This is a genomic window from Streptomyces sp. NPDC056128 (genome assembly GCF_042263835.1).
Classification (GTDB): Bacteria; Actinomycetota; Actinomycetes; order Streptomycetales; family Streptomycetaceae; genus Streptomyces.
In genome coordinates, this window is sequence record NZ_JBHJVQ010000051.1 from 17,120 (window position 1) to 36,482 (window position 19,363).

Annotated in this window: 19 protein-coding genes, 1 pseudogene and 1 riboswitch; of the genes and pseudogenes, 7 read left to right on the forward strand and 13 right to left on the reverse strand. The window is 72.5% G+C overall.

Features of this window, described 5'->3' with window-relative positions; genetic code table 11:
• Positions 1 to 11: 11 nt before the first annotated feature.
• From ACFC1X_RS39655 to ACFC1X_RS39665, 3 genes are read right to left on the reverse strand one after another with little or no spacing between them, the layout of a single operon-like run.
• A complete protein-coding gene (locus ACFC1X_RS39655) occupies positions 12 to 758 on the reverse strand; it encodes an SDR family NAD(P)-dependent oxidoreductase (protein ID WP_376364266.1) in 747 nt (248 codons plus the stop codon).
• Positions 755 to 1,747, reverse strand: a complete 993-nt coding sequence (locus ACFC1X_RS39660) for an alpha/beta hydrolase family protein (RefSeq protein ID WP_376364269.1) — start codon at positions 1,745 to 1,747, stop codon at positions 755 to 757. The genes ACFC1X_RS39655 and ACFC1X_RS39660 overlap by 4 nt, the downstream gene beginning before the upstream one ends.
• Positions 1,744 to 2,664: a zinc-binding dehydrogenase gene (locus ACFC1X_RS39665; protein WP_376364272.1), complete on the reverse strand. Its 921-nt coding sequence runs from the start codon at positions 2,662 to 2,664 to the stop codon at positions 1,744 to 1,746. The genes ACFC1X_RS39660 and ACFC1X_RS39665 overlap by 4 nt, the downstream gene beginning before the upstream one ends.
• Positions 2,665 to 2,753: 89 nt before the next feature.
• On the opposite strand from ACFC1X_RS39665, the gene ACFC1X_RS39670 reads away from it, so the two are divergent.
• Positions 2,754 to 3,698 (forward strand): LysR family transcriptional regulator, encoded by a 945-nt coding sequence (locus tag ACFC1X_RS39670; RefSeq protein WP_376364275.1) that lies wholly within the window; start codon positions 2,754 to 2,756, stop codon positions 3,696 to 3,698.
• A 31-nt stretch (positions 3,699 to 3,729) separates the two neighbouring features.
• Here ACFC1X_RS39670 and ACFC1X_RS39675 read toward each other — a convergent pair whose 3' ends face one another.
• From ACFC1X_RS39675 to ACFC1X_RS39700, 6 genes are all read right to left on the reverse strand, one after another.
• The gene (locus tag ACFC1X_RS39675) at positions 3,730 to 4,503 is read right to left on the reverse strand and encodes an ABC transporter ATP-binding protein (protein ID WP_376364278.1); all 774 of its coding nucleotides are present in this window, start codon (positions 4,501 to 4,503) and stop codon (positions 3,730 to 3,732) included.
• Positions 4,500 to 5,531, reverse strand: coding sequence for a FecCD family ABC transporter permease (locus ACFC1X_RS39680; RefSeq protein ID WP_376364318.1), 1,032 nt, complete (start codon positions 5,529 to 5,531; stop codon positions 4,500 to 4,502). The genes ACFC1X_RS39675 and ACFC1X_RS39680 overlap by 4 nt, the downstream gene beginning before the upstream one ends.
• Positions 5,532 to 5,611: 80 nt before the next feature.
• Entirely contained in the window at positions 5,612 to 6,703 is a 1,092-nt protein-coding gene (locus tag ACFC1X_RS39685) for an ABC transporter substrate-binding protein (protein ID WP_376364281.1), read from the reverse strand.
• Positions 6,704 to 6,765: 62 nt separating this feature from the next.
• A riboswitch (cobalamin riboswitch) is annotated at positions 6,766 to 6,952 on the reverse strand.
• Between the two features lie 70 nt (positions 6,953 to 7,022).
• Positions 7,023 to 7,682 (reverse strand): fasciclin domain-containing protein, encoded by a 660-nt coding sequence (locus tag ACFC1X_RS39690; RefSeq protein ID WP_376364284.1) that lies wholly within the window; start codon positions 7,680 to 7,682, stop codon positions 7,023 to 7,025.
• Between the two features lie 334 nt (positions 7,683 to 8,016).
• The gene (locus tag ACFC1X_RS39695; RefSeq protein ID WP_376364286.1) at positions 8,017 to 8,949 is read right to left on the reverse strand and encodes a M56 family metallopeptidase; all 933 of its coding nucleotides are present in this window, start codon (positions 8,947 to 8,949) and stop codon (positions 8,017 to 8,019) included.
• A gap of 7 nt (positions 8,950 to 8,956) precedes the next feature.
• The gene (locus ACFC1X_RS39700) at positions 8,957 to 9,340 is read right to left on the reverse strand and encodes a BlaI/MecI/CopY family transcriptional regulator (RefSeq protein WP_376364289.1); all 384 of its coding nucleotides are present in this window, start codon (positions 9,338 to 9,340) and stop codon (positions 8,957 to 8,959) included.
• Between the two features lie 76 nt (positions 9,341 to 9,416).
• Here ACFC1X_RS39700 and ACFC1X_RS39705 point away from each other — a divergent pair.
• Positions 9,417 to 9,907, forward strand: a pseudogene (locus ACFC1X_RS39705) (TerD family protein).
• 22 nt (positions 9,908 to 9,929) lie between these two features.
• On the opposite strand, the gene ACFC1X_RS39710 reads toward ACFC1X_RS39705, so the two are convergent.
• From ACFC1X_RS39710 to ACFC1X_RS39720, 3 genes are all read right to left on the reverse strand, one after another.
• The gene (locus ACFC1X_RS39710) at positions 9,930 to 11,618 is read right to left on the reverse strand and encodes a hypothetical protein (RefSeq protein ID WP_376364292.1); all 1,689 of its coding nucleotides are present in this window, start codon (positions 11,616 to 11,618) and stop codon (positions 9,930 to 9,932) included.
• A 124-nt stretch (positions 11,619 to 11,742) separates the two neighbouring features.
• Positions 11,743 to 12,432, reverse strand: coding sequence for a lytic polysaccharide monooxygenase (locus ACFC1X_RS39715; RefSeq protein WP_376364294.1), 690 nt, complete (start codon positions 12,430 to 12,432; stop codon positions 11,743 to 11,745).
• A 201-nt stretch (positions 12,433 to 12,633) separates the two neighbouring features.
• Entirely contained in the window at positions 12,634 to 14,829 is a 2,196-nt protein-coding gene (locus ACFC1X_RS39720) for a DUF1996 domain-containing protein (RefSeq protein WP_376364297.1), read from the reverse strand.
• Between the two features lie 175 nt (positions 14,830 to 15,004).
• Between ACFC1X_RS39720 and ACFC1X_RS39725 the strand changes: the two genes are divergently transcribed.
• Complete coding sequence (locus ACFC1X_RS39725) at positions 15,005 to 15,745, forward strand: SDR family oxidoreductase (protein ID WP_376364300.1); 741 nt, start codon at positions 15,005 to 15,007, stop codon at positions 15,743 to 15,745.
• A 22-nt stretch (positions 15,746 to 15,767) separates the two neighbouring features.
• Here ACFC1X_RS39725 and sigJ read toward each other — a convergent pair whose 3' ends face one another.
• Positions 15,768 to 16,682 (reverse strand): RNA polymerase sigma factor SigJ, encoded by a 915-nt coding sequence (sigJ, locus tag ACFC1X_RS39730; protein ID WP_376364303.1) that lies wholly within the window; start codon positions 16,680 to 16,682, stop codon positions 15,768 to 15,770.
• Positions 16,683 to 16,894: 212 nt separating this feature from the next.
• Here sigJ and ACFC1X_RS39735 point away from each other — a divergent pair, with 212 nt between their 5' ends.
• From ACFC1X_RS39735 to ACFC1X_RS39750, 4 genes are all read left to right on the forward strand, one after another.
• On the forward strand, positions 16,895 to 17,713 hold the full coding sequence (locus ACFC1X_RS39735; RefSeq protein ID WP_376364306.1) for a DUF899 family protein: 819 nt from the start codon (positions 16,895 to 16,897) through the stop codon (positions 17,711 to 17,713).
• A 74-nt stretch (positions 17,714 to 17,787) separates the two neighbouring features.
• On the forward strand, positions 17,788 to 18,444 hold the full coding sequence (locus ACFC1X_RS39740; protein ID WP_376364309.1) for a class I SAM-dependent methyltransferase: 657 nt from the start codon (positions 17,788 to 17,790) through the stop codon (positions 18,442 to 18,444).
• Between the two features lie 95 nt (positions 18,445 to 18,539).
• A complete protein-coding gene (locus tag ACFC1X_RS39745) occupies positions 18,540 to 18,857 on the forward strand; it encodes a gas vesicle protein (protein WP_376364312.1) in 318 nt (105 codons plus the stop codon).
• Between the two features lie 36 nt (positions 18,858 to 18,893).
• On the forward strand, positions 18,894 to 19,363 hold a 470-nt coding region (locus ACFC1X_RS39750), incomplete at its 3' end, for a gas vesicle structural protein GvpA (protein ID WP_376364315.1).

A 19,363-nucleotide genomic window follows, 5' to 3' on the forward strand; every position in this document is an offset into this window, starting at 1 on the left:
GATCACCTGGGTCAGGCGGGCACCGCACCGATCAGCCCGCCGTCGATGACGAGATCCTGGCCGTTGACATAGGACGCGTCGCCCGAGGCGAGGAACGCCACCGCCGCGGCCACCTCTTCCGGGCGCCCGAAGCGGCCGGCGACGATCCGACCGGTGACCGCCTCCGCCTCCGCTGTGGTCAGCGCGTCGGCCGGGTACATCGGGGTGTCGATGTAGCCGGGGCTGACGGAGTTGACGCGGATGCCTCGCGGGGCGAGTGAGGCGGCGAGCGTCCGGGCCAGGTTGTGCACGGCGGCCTTGGTCGCCGAGTAGAGGGTCAGGACACTGTTGCCCCGGTGGAGGGTCCAGGAGGCGTTGATGACGATCGAGCCTCCGTCTGCCAGCAGCGGCAGCGCCTTCTGGACGGTGAAGAACACGCCCTTGAAGTTGACGTCGACGGCATGGTCGAAGTCCGGCTCGGTGATGTTCTCGAACGGCAGGAAGGTGCCGGTGCCGGCGTTCGCGAAGAGGGCGTCCAGCCGGCCGTGACGGTCCCGGACGGTTTCCATCAGCGTGTCCACCGCGCCGAGGTCGGCGGCGTCGGCCACGATCCCCGAGGCATGGGGGCCGATCCGGTGGACGGCGGAGTCCACCCGTGCGCGGGTGCGGCCGGTGACGATGACGTGGGCGCCTTCGGCGACCAGGCGGTGCGCCGTCGCCAGACCCATGCCGCTGGTACCGCCGGTGACGAGGACGGTCTTCCCGGTGAAACGGTTCATGCCGGCGTTCCCGTCAATGTGTGCGTGAGGTGGTCGCTGAGCCGGGGCAGCCACTCCGGGCGGGCGTTGCCGAGGAGGTGGTCGCCGTGCGGGACGGACACGTAGGTGCCCTGCGGCGCCAGACGGGCCAGGGGCTCGCCGTTCGTCACGCCGGGGATGACGTCCTGGCCGCCGTCCACGACCAGCAGCGGGGCCGCGATGCGGGGTGCCAGGGCGGTCAGGTCGACGTTGTCGGCGAACGAGTGGGCAGCGTCGGCTCCTCCCGCTCGACTGGCCATGATGTCTCGTACAGGCGGGGGGAGTTCCTCCCAGTCGAGGCGGAAGGGACCGCTGACGGTGGCGACGGCGGCCACCCGGGGCTCCAGCGCCGCGGCCCGGGCCGCGAAGTAGCCGCCCAGACTCATCCCGACGAGCCCGACGCGTGCCACGCCGAGGGCGTCGATGACCCGGCCCACGACCCGCTCGTAGTCCGGCACGAACGTCGTGGCGGCCGCGAGCGCGCCTTGGCCGGGGCCGTCCATCGCGAACACCGCCAGCCCTCTGGCAAGGAGCGCGGACGCGAGATCGAGGAACTCCTCCTTGGCCGAGTCCAGGCCGGGGACGACGACCACGGTCCCCGGCGCGTCGGAGGGGCCGCGCAGCCAGCCGGTGAATCCCTCACCGCTCACCCGCCGCGCACCGGGCTCCAGCAGGGTGAGAGCTCTGCTCAGGGCGAGATCCGCCCTGGCGGCGGCACGATGCGCTTCCTCGTAGGGCGCCAGGGTGGCGAGGTGGAACCACCGGGCCGCCACCAGCAGGTACTCACCCGCCGAGCGGGTTGATCCCGCGTCGTCCGCGTGCTGGAGGTAGCCCAGTCCGGTGCGCATGCAGGACGGCCCCCAGTCGGCGATGGAGGTGAGGCCTTCGGTGACCCGCCGGTACTCGTGAGGGTCCACGCCCGCACCGATGGCACGGGTCCACTGGGCGGCGGCGAACTCGGTGCTGCTCATCGTGCTCCTCCGGTCAGCAGGACGGCCTTGCCGCGAATCCGGCGCTCTCTCAGGTCGACCAGGGTGTCGGCGGTCTGGGTCCAGTCGGTGACGCGGCCGATCTCCGGGTGCAGCCGGCCCTGTTCCACGAGGCTCACCAGTGCCGAGAGGTCGCGGGCGTACGGGGCGCCGGCGTAGTGGAAGTGCTGGATCGTCACGCGCTCGGGCCCGCCGAGGAGCTGGAAGAAGTCGAGGGTCACGGGGGTACGGCTCGCCTGGCCGAACCAGATGAGCAGGCCGCCCGGGCGCACCTTCGACAGGGCGAGGGGCAGATCGGGCCCACCCGTGGACTCCAGCACGACATCGAACGGCCCCTGAGCCGCCGCGACCTCGTGCACCACCCGCGCGCCCAGTTCCGCGAGCCGCTCGCCGCGCGCCGGCGTGGCCGTCACCGCGGTCAGCTCGGCTCCGGCACCGACGGCAAGCTCGGTGACGTAGTGGCCCACGCCTCCCGAGGCGCCGGTCAGCAGCACCCGTCGGCCGGCCAGGGAACCGGCCGTACGCAGCAGCCGCAGAGCGGTGATGCCGGCCAGGGGCAGGGCCGCCGCCCGTACGCTGTCGATGCTGTCCGGGAGCACCGCGAGGGAGTGCGTGGGCACAGCGGCGTACTCGGCCCAGCCGCCCTGCGCCGGGTGGCCGACCACGCGGCTGCCGATGCCGGGGCCGGAGCCGTCGGCCGCCGCCTGTACGACCAGCCCCGCGATGTCCTTGCCGGGCAGCAGCTCCGGCCGGGGGCGTTCGAGAAGGAATGTCTCACCCCGGTTCGGGGCGAACGCCTCGACTTTGATCAGGGCCTCACCGGGCTCCGGCACGGGCTGGGAAACCTCGGCGAAGCCGACCGGGCGCGCCGCTTCTCCCGTCGGAATCAGTCTTTGCATGGAGAGGATGCAACCCCCTCGGTCGCCCCGCGATCCAACAACGAACCAGCGAAGCCGACAACTTTTGGTTGTCACCTATGGTGGGAGCCATGGATCTCGACGTGGCACACGTACGTGCCTTCGTGCGCACCGCCGAGGAACTGCACTTCGGCCGGGCGGCCGGGACGCTCGCCATCTCCCAGCAGTCGCTGTCCAAGAGGATCGCGCGGCTGGAAACCCTGCTGGGCACCGAGCTCTTCCACCGTGGCGGCAACGGAGTACGCCTCACCGAGGCCGGACAGCGCTTCCTCGCTCCGGCCCGGCAGACGGTGGCCGCCGCCGACGCCGCGGTCGCGGCCGTGTCCGGGACGGAACGTCCGCTGCGCGTTGACGTCTGGGGGCACCTGTACGCGCCGATGCGGACGCTGGCCCAGGTCGCCGGACGGGCCGGTGAACTGGCCCTGGGGCACGGGCGCGACCTGCCGTCGGTGACGACGGCGCTGCTGCACGGTGACATCGACGCGGCCTTGGGCCGCGTCCATCCCCCGCTGCCCGCCGGGCTGGCACACCGCCTCGTCCGTCTCGAACCGGTGGACGCCGTACTGAGCGCGGACCATCGGCTCGCGGCCGAACCGGCCCTGCGGCCGGACCAGTTGTGCGACAGCACACTGTGGGCACCCGGCGCCCTGGACCGGCTCGACTTCCTCCACCGGTTCGCGGACCGATTCGGCGTCCGGAACACGGCCACGAGCGTCAATCTGGGGCTGGCCCACTTCCTGGCCGAGGTGGCGGCGGACCCGCGCCGCTTCTCACTGGTGCCCGCCGACGTGCCCCTGCCGGAGGTCCCGGGGCTGCGCTCCGTCCCTCTGGTCGATCCCACGCCGCTGTACGCCTGGTCGTTGCTGTGGCGCGTCGGGAACGGATCCCCGGGGCTGAACGACCTGGCCACCGCGTGCGCTGAGGAAGCCGGTCGCAGTCGATGGCTGGAGTACGACCCGACCCGCGACTGGCTGCCTGAACCACCCACGAGCGTTCCCGGTCCCGGACGCGAGTGATGCGCGCGAGGTCGCGCGGGCGATGCGGTCGCTACCCCCTCAGCGTGCCCAGGAAGCGGACGTGCGGGCGGGCGGCCGGGCCGGTGCGGGTGACCTCGGCGTGGACGCCGTAGACCTCCGCGATCAGGGCGGCGGTCAGGACCTCCGCAGGTTCGCCGTGGGCCACGACCCGCCCCTCGGACAGCACGACGAGGTGGTCGCAGTACATCGCGGCGAGGTTGAGGTCGTGCAGGGCGACGACGCTGGTGACGGGCAGGGCGACGACGAGGGCCAGCACGTCCAGCTGGTGCTGGATGTCGAGGTGGTTGGTGGGTTCGTCCAGCAGGAGTTCGCGTGGCTGCTGGGCCAGGGCGCGGGCGATCTGGACGCGTTGGCGTTCGCCACCGGAGAGGGTGTGCCAGAGCCGGTCGGCCTGCGCGGTAAGACCGGTGCGCGCGAGGGCGTCCGCGACCACCTCCTCGTCGGCCGCCGACGCCGGTGTCCAGGCGCGGCGGTGCGGGATCCGGCCGAGCCGGACGACGTCGCGGACCGACACCTCCACCAGCGTGTCCGCCTGCTGTTCGACGACGGCCACCCGCCGGGCGACGTCGCGGCGGCCCATCCGGTCCAGCGGACGGCCGTCCAGGGTGACGACGACGGAGGTGGGGGCGAGCACGCCGGCCAGCAGCCGCAACAGGGTGGACTTTCCCGACCCGTTGGGGCCGAGCAGGCCGGTCATGGCACCGGGCCGGGGGCTGAGTTCGACGCCGTCCAGGATCAGCCGCCCGCCGGCGGCGCGGGAGACCCGCTCGGCGCTCAGCGTCACCGTGCCCTCCGGGTGCGGTACAGGACGAGGACGAAGGCGGGTACGCCGATCAGCGAGGTCACCACGCCCACCGGGACCTCCTTGGGGGCGAGGACGGTACGGGCCAGGGTGTCGACCCACACCAGGAACACGGCTCCGGCGAGGGCGCAGACCGGCAGGAGGCGGGCGTGCCCGGGACCGGTGAGCGCCCGCACGGCGTGCGGCAGCACCAGTCCGACGAAGCCGATGGCACCGGCCGAGGCGACCAGGGCGGCGGTGAGCAGGGCGGTGGCGCACAGCAGGACCAGCCGGGTACGGGCCACGTGGACGCCGAGGGTGGCCGCGGCGTCCTGACCGAAGGCGAAGGCGTCCAGCGTCCTGCCGTGGCCGAGGCACACGGCGAGGACCAGCACCAGGACCGCCGTGCCGGTCCACACGTCCGTCCAGCCGGCCCCGCCGAGCGAGCCGAGCAGCCAGAAGAGCACCCCGCGGGTGGTCTCGGCGTCGGCCGCGGTCATCACCACGAAGGAGGTGAGCGAGGAGAACAGCTGCATCGCCGCCACGCCCGCGAGAACCACCCGGTCCGGGGTGCCGCCGAGGCTGTGGCTGAGCAGCATCACCAGCGCGAAGGAGCACACCGCGCCGAGGAACGCCCCGCCCGGGACGGACAGCGCGCCGCCGCCCACACCGAGTACGACGACCAGGACGGCGCCGGTCGAGGCGCCGGAGGAGACGCCGAGCACGAAGGGGTCGGCGAGCGGGTTGCGCAGCAGGGACTGGAGGACGGCACCGCACACGGCGAGTCCGGCGCCGCACACCGCGGCGAGCAGGGTCCGGGGCAGTCGCAGGTCCCAGACGATGCCGTCGCGGATGGGGGTGACGTCCGCGGCGGCGGGGCCTCCGCCGAGGTGGGCGACGATCACGGACCACACGTCGGCCACGTCGATGTCCGCCGGTCCGATGGTGACGGCGACGGCCACGGAGGCGCACAGGGCGACGACGCCGGTCAGCGCCCACAGGGGGTAGGCACGGCGGCCGGCCGCGCGTATGCCGGAGGCCGACCGGCCCTCGGACGCGGCCCGGCGCTCGGACGTCGCCCGTTCCTTGGACGTCGCCCGGCTCGCGGACGTCACTTGGTGAGGCCGTACTCGCGCAGCGCGGCCGCCACCTGTTCGACGCCCTCGACGGTGCGGATGGTGGGGTTCATGGCCTGCCCGCTGAGCAGGACGTACCGCTTTTCGCGGACGGCGGTCATGTTCCGGGTGACGGGGTCGGACTCCAGGAACTCGATCTTCTTCGCGGCGGTCTCTGCCGTCTGCGACTTGCGGGTGAGGTCGCCGAGGACGAGGACGTCGGGGTCGCGGTCGGCGACGGTCTCCCAGCCGACCTGCGGCCATTCGTCGTGGGTGTCGTCCATGGCGTTCTTCGCCCCGACCGCGCGGGTCATTACGCCGGGGGCGCCGCAGCAGCCGGCCATGTAGGGCGAGGTGGAGTTGGCGAACCAGTACATGAGGGTGACGTCGGAGGCGTCGATGCCGGACGTCGCCTTCTTCACGCGGGACTTCAGGTCGGCGACCAGCTTCTCGCCGCGCTCCTCGACGTCGAAGACCCGGGCCAGGTCGCGGACCTCGCGGTAGACGGTGTCCATGGTGAAGGGCTCGCTGCGGACGCCGTCGCCGTCGCCGCTGTTGTCCTTGCCGACGCAGTCGGACGGGGAGAGGTAGGCCGGCACGCCGAGTTCGGTGAACTGCTCGGGGGTGGCCACTCCCCCGGTGCCGAGGGTGGAGGTGAAGGAGGCGGCGACGAAGTCGGGTTCGGCGTCCAGGACCGTCTCGAAGGACGGCATGTCGTCGGCGAGCTGGGGCACGCCCGCGTTCGCCTTCTCCAGCCCCTTCATCACCGGGTCGGTCCAGGTGGCGGTGCCCGCCATGCGGTCGGCCAGGCCGAGGGAGAGCAGGATCTCGGTGGTCCCCTGGTTGAGGGAGACCGCGCGCTGCGGAGGCGCGGCGACCTCGACCTCGCGGCCGCAGTCACGGACGGTGCGCGGGTAGCCGGCCGCCGGATCCGGCCCGGCGGAGTCGTCGCCGGTGTCCGTCCCGGAACCGCAGCCGGCGGCTAGCAGGGCGCCGGCCAGGAGCGGGACCAGGCCGCGGACGGCGCGGCGGGAGGCGGGGAGGCGTCGGAGGCCGACGGGGCGCGCTGCGCGCGAGGAGGCGGGCAAGGAGGATCCTCTGGCGTCGAGGGCTCGTACGCGAAGCCCGTTCGTACGGTGCGTCCCGCGCCGTACGCGGCGCGGGTGCCAGCAGGTCTTCGGACTCGGGATCGACCGGACGGAACGCCTTCCCGGGCGGCCTCCGCCGCCCAGTGGCCCGTGTCCCGCCCGTCACCCTCACCGCTGCGCGTCAGCTCCGGATTCGCACCGGATTCCCTGACCCACCAGGTGGGTTCGACTGGCTTCCGCAAGCTACCACAGGGTCCTCGCGCCACCGGGGGGCGGGCGGCTGCCTCACCCGCCCCCGGCGCCGACGCGCCCGACCGCGTCAGCTCTTGGGCATCAGGACGCTGTCGATGATGTAGACGTTGGCGTTGGCGGTCTTGACGTTGCCGCAGACCACGTTGGCGGAGTCGTTGACCTTGTAGGCCTCGTCCGAGCCGGAGGTGGTGAGCTTGGACTTCTGCAGGGTGTCGAAGGAGCCGTTCTCCAGGTCCTTGGGGGCGAGCTTCTGGCCCACGACGTGGTAGGTCAGGATGTCGGTGAGCATCGCCTTGTCGTTGAGGACCTTGTCCAGGTCGGCCTTCGGGATCTTGGCGAAGGCGTCGTTGGTCGGCGCGAACACCGTGATGTTCTCGGCGTTGTTGAGGGTGTCGACCAGACCGGCCTTCTTGACCGCGGACACCAGCGTGGACAGGGCCGGGTTGTTCGAGGCAGCGGTGGCGACCGGGTCCTTCGCCATGCCGTCGAACGAACCGGCGCCCTCCTTCGGCACGGTGGAGCAGGCCGGGCCGAACGGCTCGTCGGCGCCGGACATGCCGCCCGAGGTGTCCTCGGACTTGTCGTCGGTGGCCGCGGGGGCTGAGGACTCGGCCTGCGCGGAGTCCGAGGAGCCGCTGTCACTGTCGTCGGAGCAGGCGGCCAGCGACAGGGGCAGGACGGCGGCCGCGACGATGGCGACGGCGGAACGACGGATACGGGCGTTCATGGATATCTCCCTGCAAATCGGCAGCACTGAGGCAGCGCTGATGTAGTGATGTGGAGCGTGGTGCGCGTCGAGGTGGAGCGGTGGTCCGCTCGGTGAGCTGTCCGCCCGGTGGGCGGTTCCTATCCGCGTGGGGGCCGAGCCGCCCTGCGTATCGCAGGCAGCGAGCGCAGGCGGGCGGTCCGCTGTCGGTGTGGTCTCGGTTCTTCCCTCACACGGGGAATCCGGAGCCGGGCGGGTTCCGGATTGGCCGATCACCCGATCGAGTGGGGAAGTTTCTCGGGCACCTCTGTGAACAGGGGCTTTCCCCGGAAGATGCCGTCAACATGACGGAGCATCAGAGCGGGGTGGCGGCCCGCAGGATGAGGAACATGGTGACGGCGGAGTTCGCCGACGACATCGCGGACACGGCCGTTCCGGCGGCCGCGGCCCACGCGGCCAGTCCCACCGAGGTGAACAGCGAGGGCCAGGTGCGGACGGCGGGCGCGGGACCCAGCAGGGCCGCCACCCGGCGCGGCACGGGGCCGGGCGCCGCGAGGCCGGCCAGGGTCGCGACCGGGGTGCCCCGGGAGACGAGGGCCGCCTTGCCGATCGCGGTGGCCACGGCGCGACGGTCGCCGACCGCCTTCGCGGCCGCCTCGTCGGCCCAGCGTTCGGCCGTGTAGGAGACGGCGGTGCGCAGGGGGCGCAGGAACGGGTTGGCCAGCGCGGCGAGCCGGACGGCCAGCAGGAAGCGGTGGTGGCGGGCGGCGAGGTGGGCCCGCTCGTGGGCGAACAGCGCGCGCCGCTCGGCCGGTTCGAGGCAGTCGAGCAGCGCGGTGGTGACCACCACCCGGTCCCGGCGTCCGCCGGGCAGCGCGTACGCGTAGGGCACGTCGTCCGGCAGTACGGCCACGCCGGTGCCCCGCAGTCCGGCGAGGGCGCGGTGGGCCCGGCGGCGTACCCGGCCGTGCCGCCACAGTGCTCGGGCCGAGACCAGGAGTACGGCGCACAGCGCGGGAATCGCCGCCTTGCCGACGACCTCGTCGTAGGGCACCGCCGCCCGCACCTCGGGGTCCGACCAGCCGTCGGGCAGCGGGTTGCCGGGCAGTTGCGCGGTGCCGACCACCATCACCAGCGCCAGGCACACGGTGCTGCACAGCGCCATGACGGCGGCGACGGCGGTGAGCAGCCTGGTCGCGGTGCGCGGGTGCAGGCGCTGCTCGGCCAGCCGGGCGACGGGCCATGCCGTCAGCGGCAGGACCAGGGGCAGGAAGACGAAGACTCCCATGCCGGTGTCAGCCGTCCTCGGCGCCGTGCGTGTGTCCGAGCAGGTCGCGCAGCAGCCGCTCGTCGTCCGGGTCGAGGCCGGTGACGAAGCTGGCCAGCACCGCCTCCCGGTCGCTCTCGGCGTCCAGGACCTTGCGCATCCTGCGCGCGGCAAGACCGGCCTGGTCCGCGGGTGTCCAGGCGAAGGACCGGCCCGCCCGCTCGCGGCTGACGGCGCCCTTCTCCAGCAGCCGGGTCAGGATCGTGATCACCGTGGTGTAGGCGAGGTCGCCGCCCAGGCGCTCCTGCACCCAGCCGGCCGTCGCGGGGCCCTCCGCCTCGCGCAGCGCCGTCAGCACCAGGGCCTCCAGCTCGCCCTGGCCCCGCCGCCGCGACCGCCGGTGATCCGTCACGGGCCGCCTCCTTCCGCCGCTGTGCGCTCTGTGCGACGGCCATCGTATAGAAGCCCAGTTTCCACAGTTTCGTAGACTGAACGGTGGGCGCGCAGTCGGCACGACGAAGGAGACCGCCGTGCTGGTCGGTCTGGGCTGGGACGGGCGCACCACGACCGGCACCGACTACGACCTCGACGCCTCGGCGCTGCTCCTGGACGCCGCCGGCAAGGTGCTCCCGGACGGGCACTTCGTCTTCTACAACAACCTCACCAGCCCGGACGGCTCGGTCGAGCACACCGGCGACAACCTGACCGGTGAGGATCGTCTTCCCGGTCTCCATCCACGACGCGGAGAACCGCGGCCAGAGCTTCGGCCAGGTCCGCAACGCCTTCATCCGGGTCGTCAACCAGGCGGGCAGCCAGGAGATCGCCCGCTTACGACCTGTCCGAGGACGCGTCGACCGAGACCGCCATGGTCTTCGGCGAGCTGTACCGGCACGGCGCCGAGTGGAAGTTCCGTGCGGTCGGGCAGGGTTACGCCTCCGGCCTCGCGGGCATCGCCGCGGACTTCGGCGTCAACATCTGACCCGCCCCCGGTTCCGGCCCGGTCACCGGTCCGTGGCGCAGCAGCCGCCCGCCCCACCGGGGGCCGGCGCGGTGTCGAGGCGGCAGAAGCAGGACGCCTCGACCGGTACGTCCGCGAGGGCGGCGGCGAGCCTCAGCTGCTGCGCCACGATCCGCGCCTCCCCCGCCCGGTCCAGCCGCACCAGGCACTCGTGGAGTCCGTGCAGCGCCCAGACGTTACCCGGGTGCTGGAGGGCGCGGGGCAGGGTGTCGTCGAGGCCCAGGTCGGCCCGGTAGACCGCCTCGGCCTCGGCGACCCGGTCCTGTTCCAGGAGCAGGGCGCCGTACGCGTGCCGGGTGGGCTGCATCCAGCCCCACGGCTCGTCGTAGGGGAGATTGTCGTCCAGGCCGATCGAGCGTTCCAGGGCGGCGAAGGCGGCGATGTGGTCGCCCTTGCGGTACTCCAGCTCGCCGTCGAGCATGGCGGAGGCGATGGCGAGGATGTCGGCGCAGGTGTTGTTGAACAGCATGCGGGAGTCCGGCACGCGGGCGACCGCGTCGCGGAACAGGGCGCGTTCCGCCTCCGCCTCGGCGACCCGACCGGTGGCCGAGAGGGCGACGCCGCGGGCGTAGTGCAGCATCGCGGTGGTCACGCAGTACAGGCGCGGATCGGCGGGCAGCGGCAGGGCGAGGATGTCGGCCCAGCGGCCGAAGCGGATCAGGACGTGCACCCGCATGGCCAGGAAGCCCTCCAGCCAGTCGGCCATGGGGGGGCTCTGCACGCGCAGCAGTTCCTCGGGAACGGACGCCTCCAGCCGGACGGCGGTGTCGAGGGCGATGTCGTACCGGCCCAGGAACATCGCGCCGTAGATCCTGAAGTGGTAGTTGTGCGTGCGGTAGAGGGCGTAGAAGTTCATCGCCCCGGCCCGCGCGCGGTACTTCTCGTCGGCGGCGATGGCGGCGCTGTTGTCCGACACCACGCGCCGGTAGTCGCCGCACAGCACTTCGAGGTGCGACGGCATGTGGAGGAGGTGTCCCGCGTCGGGGACCAGGCCGCGCAGCCGGTCGGCGACCGAGAGGGCCGCCTCGGGGGTCGGTGACATCTCCATCAGGTGGATGAAGAGGTGCAGGACGCCGGGGTGTTCGAGTCCCCCGTCGGCGGCCAGGGCCCGGTCGAGGACCTCCTTCGCCGCCAGGGTGCGGGCCCCCTCGGCGGGCAGCCCTGTGCGCAGGTCCCACAGCTGCCAGGGCGTCAGGTTCATCAGGGCGTCGGCGTAGAGGGTGGCCACGTCGAGGTCGTCGGGGGCCAGGTCGTACACGGCGCGCATGCTGTCGGCGTACGGCGCGTTCCAGACCGAGCAGTCCTCGACCGCGCGCGCCTGCGGGTAGCGGGCGCGCAGGGCGCCGATGAGGGCGCGTTCGACCGGGGTGGCCCGGCCCGCCTTGTCGTGGGCGAGTTCGACGGCGGCGTGGGTGCGGTCGACGGTCCGGGTCAGTTCCTCGGCGTCGAAGGCCTCCCAGGGCTTGTTGTAGTTGGGGCCGAGGGCGTAGGCGATGCCCCAGTGGGCCATGGCGCAGTCCGGGTCGGCCGCCGCCGCCTTCTCGAAGCACGCGACGGCCTCCTCGTGGTGGAAGGCGTACGTCCACACCAGCCCGCGGTCGAACCACCGCTGGGCCTCGGGCGACGAGGTGGTCACGGGTCGGCCGTGGACGCCGAGGTCGTAGTAGTCCATGCACGGACGTATACCGCACTCCGGGACGGCCGCGGGGTACTGCGCGGGAGGTCGCGGCGCGCGGTGTCCCCGCCGGACGCGGCGCGCGCCCGGCGGGGGTGGGGGGGGACCGGCGGTGGCGCGATCAGCCGAAGTCCACGTCACTGCAGAGGAAGTACGTCTGGTCCATGTGCGACGCCTGCCAGATCGTGTAGACGACGTGCCGGCCGCTCAGGCCCGACGTGCTCACCGGGATCTCGTAGTTCTGGCTGGGCGCGTAGCTGCCCGTACGCGCCACCTGCTGGAGGTCGCCCCAGGTCAGGGCCTGCGTGGCGGGGTCGAAGCCCTGCCGGGTGACGTAGACCAGGAAGTAGTCGGCGCCGTGGCTGGCCTGGTCGTACAGCTTGACGGTGAAGTCGTCGGTGACGTCCGTGGTCTGCCACGCGCCCACGGTGTCCAGGGAGTTGTAGCGTCCGCTCTCGGTCCGGCCCCCGCTGCACAGCTGACCGTCGGGGACGACGGCCTGGAAGTCGCCGGCGGAGCCGTTGCGGTAGAGGCCGTTCCAGTTCCACATGGCGTTGGGGTCGTCCTGCCAGGCCTGCCAGCACATGGGGTCTTCCTGCGCCATGGCGGGGTTCTGGAAGTCGTCGCCCCAGCGGTCCCAGCAGCCGTAGTTGCGGGAGGCGGGGTCGACGACCGAGCCGTGGGCGAACGCGGTGCCGCTCCACGGGATCAGGGTGAGGAGGACCGCGGTCAGGGCGCTGAGGGCGAGGGTCGTTGTGCGGCGGATCCGTTTCACCGGATTCACTGGAATGTCGTGATCATGACAAGTCATGGTGCCTTCTTCCGTGGGGGGACAGTGTCCAGGCAGGGAGGCGCAGGGAGGCGTACTGGTGGGAGCGCTCCCAACGCCTCGCGGAGTCCAGGCTGCGCCCACGTGAACCGCTTGGCAACATCCGAAACGAGCCAGTTCGCGCGACGGGCGGGCGGGAGAAGGTCCCGCCCGCCCGTCGTCATACCGGTGCCGGAGTCCGCGTCAGAGCGCGCGCCGCCTGGAGCGGATCAGCAGCACGCAGCCGCCCGCGAAGAGGACGCCGCCGACCGCGGCGGGCCACAGGCCGAGGCCGGAGCCGGTCTCGGCGAGTCCGCCCTGCGCCTGCGGCTGCGGTGCGGCAGCGCCGCCGCCGTTGCCCTGAGTGGCCTCGGGGGCCGGCACGGCGCTGCCCGCGTCGTCCGGGGCGTCGGCCGGTGTCGTGGCGGCCTTGGGCGCGGCGCTCGGGGAAGCGTCGGCGTCCTGGCCGGCGGCCGGGGGTGCGGACTGCTCCGCGTCGTTCTGCCCCTCGTCCTGTCCGTTGTCCTGGCCGTTGTCCTGTCGGCCGTTCTGCCCCTGGTTCTGCTCCTGGTTCTGCTCCTCCTTCTGCCCGTCGTCCTGGCCGGGGGCCTTCCCGTCGTTCCCGCCGCCGTTCTGCTCGTCGCGGCCGTCCTGACCGTCCTGACCGTCCTGGCCGCCCTCCTGGCCGGATTCGGCGGGTGCCGAGGCCGTGGCGGTCTGCTCGGCCGGGGGCGCGGTGGTCTGCTCGCCGCCGTCGCCGCCGGGCTGCTCCTCGCCCTTGCCGTCGTCCGGTGCCTCGGAGGCGCCGGGGTCCTCGCCCTGGCCCGGGTCGGAGCCCGGCGGAGGCGTGTCCGCACCGCACTCGCGGCCGGAGTTGATGCAGTCGGTCATCTCCCGCATCAGGTCCTCGTCGAAGACGTTGATGAAGTCGCTGTGGTCGGTGACCGGCTTGTGCAGCTGCTCCGGGAAGGAGTCCACGGCGAACAACGGGACCGTCCGGCCGCCGTCCTGGAGGCTGGGCGCGTCCACGTCGTACACGACCCGCTGGACCAGCCGCGGAACCGCCTTGAAGCCCTCCGGGCAGCCGCCGTCGGCGGTGGCGAAGGCCATGTGGGTGCGGTGGTTGGCGCTGTCGATGTTGCGGCCGTCCCAGCAGCTCTGGAAGGTGAAGGTGCGCACCACGTCGCTGCCGGAGGGGCAGAGCGGGTACTTGTCCTTCAGCTGCCGGTCCTCGAAGCCGGTGCAGCTCCAGGAGGCGTTCGCGTTGGCGTTGCCGTTGACGAACGCCTTCGCGTCACCGGTGATGATGCGCAGCAGCCGCGGCATCTCCGTGACCTTGCCGCGCTCGTTGCCCTCGAACGTGAGCGTGACCTCGGCCGGCGTGACGATCTCGCCGGCGTTGCCCTCGATGCCGCCGCCGGGTGACTGGGCGTCCTGTTCGGCGGTGCCGTTCTGGAGCCGGAGCACGGGCCAGTAGTACGAGGACTTGTCGCCCTGGTCGGCGCAGCTGGTGTCGGCCGCGGCCAGGTCCTCGTCGCTGGAGAAGGCGTCGTTGTCCTGGTTGCCGACGTAGTCGTGGAAGTGGTGGGCGCCGTTGCTGACGCCGGGCGCGGCGATGAGGTTGTCCGAGTTGAACAGGCCCTCGGCGTTGACACCGCAGCTGGTGCTGAAGGAGCCGTTCGAGGCGCTCTTCTGGCGGGGCGCCTTCACCACGTTCGGCTCGACGGACTTGATGTCGACGTAGTCGGCCGCCACCGGGCCGTTGCCCGCCTGTCCACCGTTTCCGGCCGCGCCGCCCTGCCCCTCGCCCTGCTGCTCCTGTCCCTGCTCTTGCCCCTGGTCCTGGCCCTGCTGCTCCTGCTGGTCCTGCTGGTCCGGGCTGCCGCTCTGCGCCGGCTCCGTGGCGACCTCGGTGCGGCGCAGCGTGCACTCCGCAAGCGTGTCCAGTCCCTCGGGGCGGTCCCCGGCCTTGTCGACGGCGGCGGCGATGCGCTCGATGGTCGCCGCCCGGTCCTCCTTCAAGGGGTCGAGGATGGCCGCCTCGTCGAGGGACCCGTCGTCCGCGGTGCGGGCGGCTTCCTGGAGTTGGCGGTACGCGGTGGCGATCTGCTCGTCGAGCTGGGCCAGTTCGGTGTCGACCTCCTGCCTCGCCGGTTCCGGCACGGCGGTCAGCCGCTCGGTCAGGTCGGGGCAGTCGACGGTCGCCGCGATTCCGGAACTGCCCAGGGGCACGGCGGTGTTGCCGGATTCGGTCGCGGAGGCGAAGACGTTCACGGCCACCAGACCGCCGCCCCCCAGTATCAGCGCGACCGCTCCGAAGGTCGCGCGCCGCGCCCCGGTCGGGCGTCTGCGCCTGTTGTGTCCCAAGGCGTGCTCCTGTGTCGTGACGGACTCGGGCATGGAATGCCCCCGGCTCCATACGGAGGAGCGGGCCGGAGCGTTCAAACGTCCCGGGGATTCTCAGGAATCCCTCACCTCACGGGCGCGCCGGGGCGGGGACTCGACCTCGTCTGTCACAGATCCGGCCGCTGCCCTGTCTTGTTGATGTGCGTCCAATCAACGAACGGAGACAGTGATGAAGATCGTGATTGTCGGCGGTACCGGGCTCATCGGCTCGCAGGTGGTCGCGCTGCTGCGCGGCAGGGGTCACGAGGCCGTGGCGGCCGCTCCCTCCACGGGCGTCGACATCCTCACCGGCGAGGGTCTGGCACAGGCTCTCGCGGGCGCGGACGTGGTCGTGGACGTGCCGAACTCCCCCTCCTTCGATCCGGAGCCGGCGCTGGAGTTCTTCACCCGTTCGGAGCGGAACCTGACCGAGGCCGAAAAGGAGGCGGGTGTCCGCCACCACGTCGTGCTCTCCATCGTCGGCGTCGACCAGGTGCCCGACTACGGCTACTACCGGGCCAAGGTCGCCCAGGAGGAAGCCGTGCGGAACAGCGGCGTTCCCTACAGCATCGTGCGCGCCACCCAGTTCTTCGAGTTCATCGCCCCGGTGATGGACATGACCAGCGAGGGCACGGAGGTGCACCTGCCGTCCCTGCGGCTGCGCCCGATGGCCTCCGCCGATGTCGCCGCCGCCGTCGCCGACGCGGCGCTCGGCGAACCGTCGTACGGCGTGCGCAATGTGGCGGGCCCCGAGGTCGAGCGGCTCGACCGGCTCGGTGAGATCACCCTGGCGGCGAAGCCGGACGGCCGCTCCGTCGTCACCGACGAGGCCGCGAGCCCGTTCGCGGGCATGCCCGACGGGGTTCTCATCGGCGACGACACGGCCCACCTCGCGGCCACCCGCTACGAGGAGTGGCTGAAGCAGGGCTGAGCGGCCCCCGTCGTCAGAGCGACTACGGGCGTCCCGGGGGTCTGCGAGCCGACCGCTCGTAGGCCCTCAGCTTCTCGGGCGCCAGGACCCAGTACAGCCCGTCCACACCGTCCGGTCCGACGGTCACGCTCACCAGAGCGACCGTGACCCCGTCCTGGACGAGCAGCAGGCCGGGCCGGCCGTTCGCCTCGGCCACGCCGTACTCCGCCCCGGGGAAGAACTTCTTCGCGAAGGCGCTGACCCTGGCCACGCGCTCCGCTCCCACGATCTCCACCCGTGCCGCACCGCGCATGCCGTTCCCGTCGGCGTAGGCGACGACGTCCGCCGACAGCACGCTCTCGAGCGCGGCGACGTCGCCGTGCCGCGCGGCGGCGACGAAGGCCTCCACCAGGCGTCGGTGCTGGGACGTCTCGACGGGTTCCCGGCGCTCGGCGGACAAGCGCTTGCGGGCCCGGCTGACGACCTGCCGCGTATTGGCCTGGCTCAGCTGGAGCGTGTCCGCGATCTCGTCGTAGGCGTAGCCGAATGCCTCCCGAAGCACGTAGGCCGCCCGTTCCACGGGGTTCAGCTTCTGCAGGACCAGCAGCACAGCCACCTCCAGCGCCTCGTCGCGCTCCGCGCCGACCTGCGGGTCCACACTCGTGTCCACGGGCTCCGGCAGCCACGGCCCCACGTACGCCTCACGGCGAACCCGCGCCGACTGAGCCACGTTGATCGCCAGGCGGGTGGTGATCTTCGCCAGGAACGCGCCGGGATCCCGCACCGCGCTCCGGTCGGCACCCTGCCAGCGCGGCCACACGTCCTGCACCACGTCCTCGGCCTCGGACACGCTGCCCAGGATGCGGTAGGCGATACCGAACAGCTGCGGACGCAGTCGCTCGAACGCGTTCGCCGCTTCGTCGAGGGAGTCGCCGCTGAGCCGGTGTCGCTCGTCCACGGTGCCGATACCTCCACAGGTCAACCGTCGTGCCACCTGACGGGCAACATCTTCGGCGCGAGGACGGCCCGCCCACCGCGATCCTACGGCGGCCGCGCCTGGTGGTCTGATCGAGCGGCTTGGGCATCGGACGGCAGCGGCAGGAGGATGGAAAGGGCAGAGACAGCGATGCACGAACGGAACGCCACCACGAGTGATCCCAGGAGCCGCTGATGTCCGAGAAACCGAGCGAGACACATCCGCCAGTGGTCGACCGCGCGACCTTCGAGCAGCGGTTGGAGGGGTTGCGGTCCAGGGAGAAGGCGCATACCCGCGAAGGGGACGCGATCGCCGCCGCGCGCCGCAGGCTCCCGATGGTCGAGGTGGCCGCGGACAGCCCTCTGCTGGGACCGGACGGCCCCGTGACGCTCCTGGACGCGTTCGAGGGGCGACGCCAGATGATCGCCTACTACTTCATGTGGTGGCCCGGGCGGCCGGCTGCCGAGCAGTGCGAAGGCTGTACCTGGGTGATGAGCCACGTGGGTGAGCTGGCCTATCTCCACTCCCGCGACATCACCTTCGCCGTGTTCTCCCAGGGGCGGAACACCGCCTACGGCTTCGCGGACGCGCAGACGTCGTACGAGGAGAGCCTGCGCTACCGCGCCTTCATGGGCTGGACGATGCCGTGGTACTCCGCCCAGCCCTCGCTCGAGACGCTGCTGGTCGGCCGGGAGCTGGGCCTGTTCCACCTGGTGTGCTACCTGCGCGACGGCGACCGTGTCTTCGAGACGTACTGGACCAGACGCCGTGGGGCGGAGGCGGTGGACTACAGCTACGCGCTCATGGACCTCACGGCGTTCGGGCGCCAGGAGGCATGGGAGGACTCACCGGCGGGCCGGCCGCGCCTCGGGCAGGCCACGCGGACTCTCAGCGGGGCCCCGGACTGGCGGCCGCTCCGGGACGAGCAGGGTGGACGCCCCACAGCACACTGGCCACGCATCGACGCCGGCCGCTCCGACGACCTGGGTGCCGCCGGCACCGGCCGGCCGTAGGGGTCCTTGTCGGCGGCTCGGTCCCGGTGGAACGATGCGGACGGCACCGGCTCAGCGCAGCGAAGGGACCCGTCGTGACCGACGACCAGCACCGGCCGCACCCCGCCGCCGCGTTCGACGCGCTGGGCGCCGAGTACGAGAAGGCGTTCACCGGGTCGACGACGCACCGGCGCTCGCTGGAGTGGCTGCTCGGGCGGCTCGCGCCGGGCAGCCGGGTGCTGGACGTGGGCAGCGGCACCGGCCGCCCCACCGCCGAGACCCTCGCGGCCGCCGGCCACGACGTGCTGGGCGTCGACATCTCGCCGGTCATGGTCGACCTGGCGGCCCGGCAGGTGCCGGACGCCACGTTCCGGTGCGCCGACATCCACGACGTACCGCTCGAGGACGCTTCGTTCGACGCCGTCTGCGTGTACTTCTCGCTGCTCCAGCTGGACCGGCGGGAGCAGGCGGCGCTCATCGGGCGTCTGACGCGGGTGCTGAAGCCCGGGGGTCACCTGGTGCTGGCGACCGTGCCGCTGGACGTCGAGGGCGTCGACGCCGTCTTCATGGGACAGCCCGTGCGCGTGACCAGCTTCACCGCGCAGGCCCTCGCCGCCGTGGCGGAGGAGGCCGGTCTGGAGGTGGTGACGGAGGAGGCGACGCTGTTCACCCCCGCCCACCCGGACGCCCGGCCCGAACCCCACCTCTTCCTGCACTGCCGCCGCCCGGCCGCCACCGCGCCGGACGCCTGAGCCGCCGACCCCGCGGCAGGCGGCGGGCTCCGGCACCGCCCCGGATGGGGTAACCCCGCACGCGCGCGCCGTGCCCCGCGGCCAGAGTGGGCAGCATGACAGAGCCTGGCGAGCGACGGCGCCGCACGACCTCCACCGCCACCCGCGAACGTCCCGTGCGCGGTGCCCGGGACGCGGCCCGGCACGCCGCGGACGCCCTGTCCGAGCTGATCCGGCACCACCTGGAGGGCGTCTCCGCGGTGTGCCGGAGCGAGGACGACGGCTGGATCGTCAACGTGGACGTGCTGGAAGTGGCCCGCATCCCGGACACCACCAGTCTGCTCGCCACCTACGAGGTCGAACTGGACTCCGCGGGCGACCTCGTGCAGTACCGCAGGATCGCGCGCTACCGGCGCGGCGCCCAGGACCAGTGAGCCGACGGTGAGGCGCGTAACCGGAAGGACCACCGCATGATCACGTACGACGACGAGGTCATCTGCGCGCCCCGCGCCGGAACCCTCTACGACGTCCTCGAACTCATCCTCGACCGCGGCATGGTGATCGACGTCTTCGTGCGCGTCTCCCTGGTCGGCATCGAGATCCTCAAGGTGGACGCCCGCATCGTGGTGGCGAGCGTCGACACCTACCTGCGGTTCGCCGAGGCCTGCAACCGGCTGGACCTGGAGCACGACGCGCGCTCCAAGACCGTGCCCGAGTTGTTCGGCGGCCCGGTCGCCAAGTCCGTCGGGAAGGCGGGCGCCAAGCGGACGGCGCGCTCGCTGACCGACAAGGTGCGCGACGTCCTCACGCCGGACGAGGAGACGGACGAAGAGCCGGACGAGGAGGAAGCGCTCCCCCGCGGGGGGGGGGGGGGGCGCCCCCCCCCCCCCCCGCGCGGGCAACCGGCCCCCCCACCACCCCCCCCCCCCCCCCCCACGCA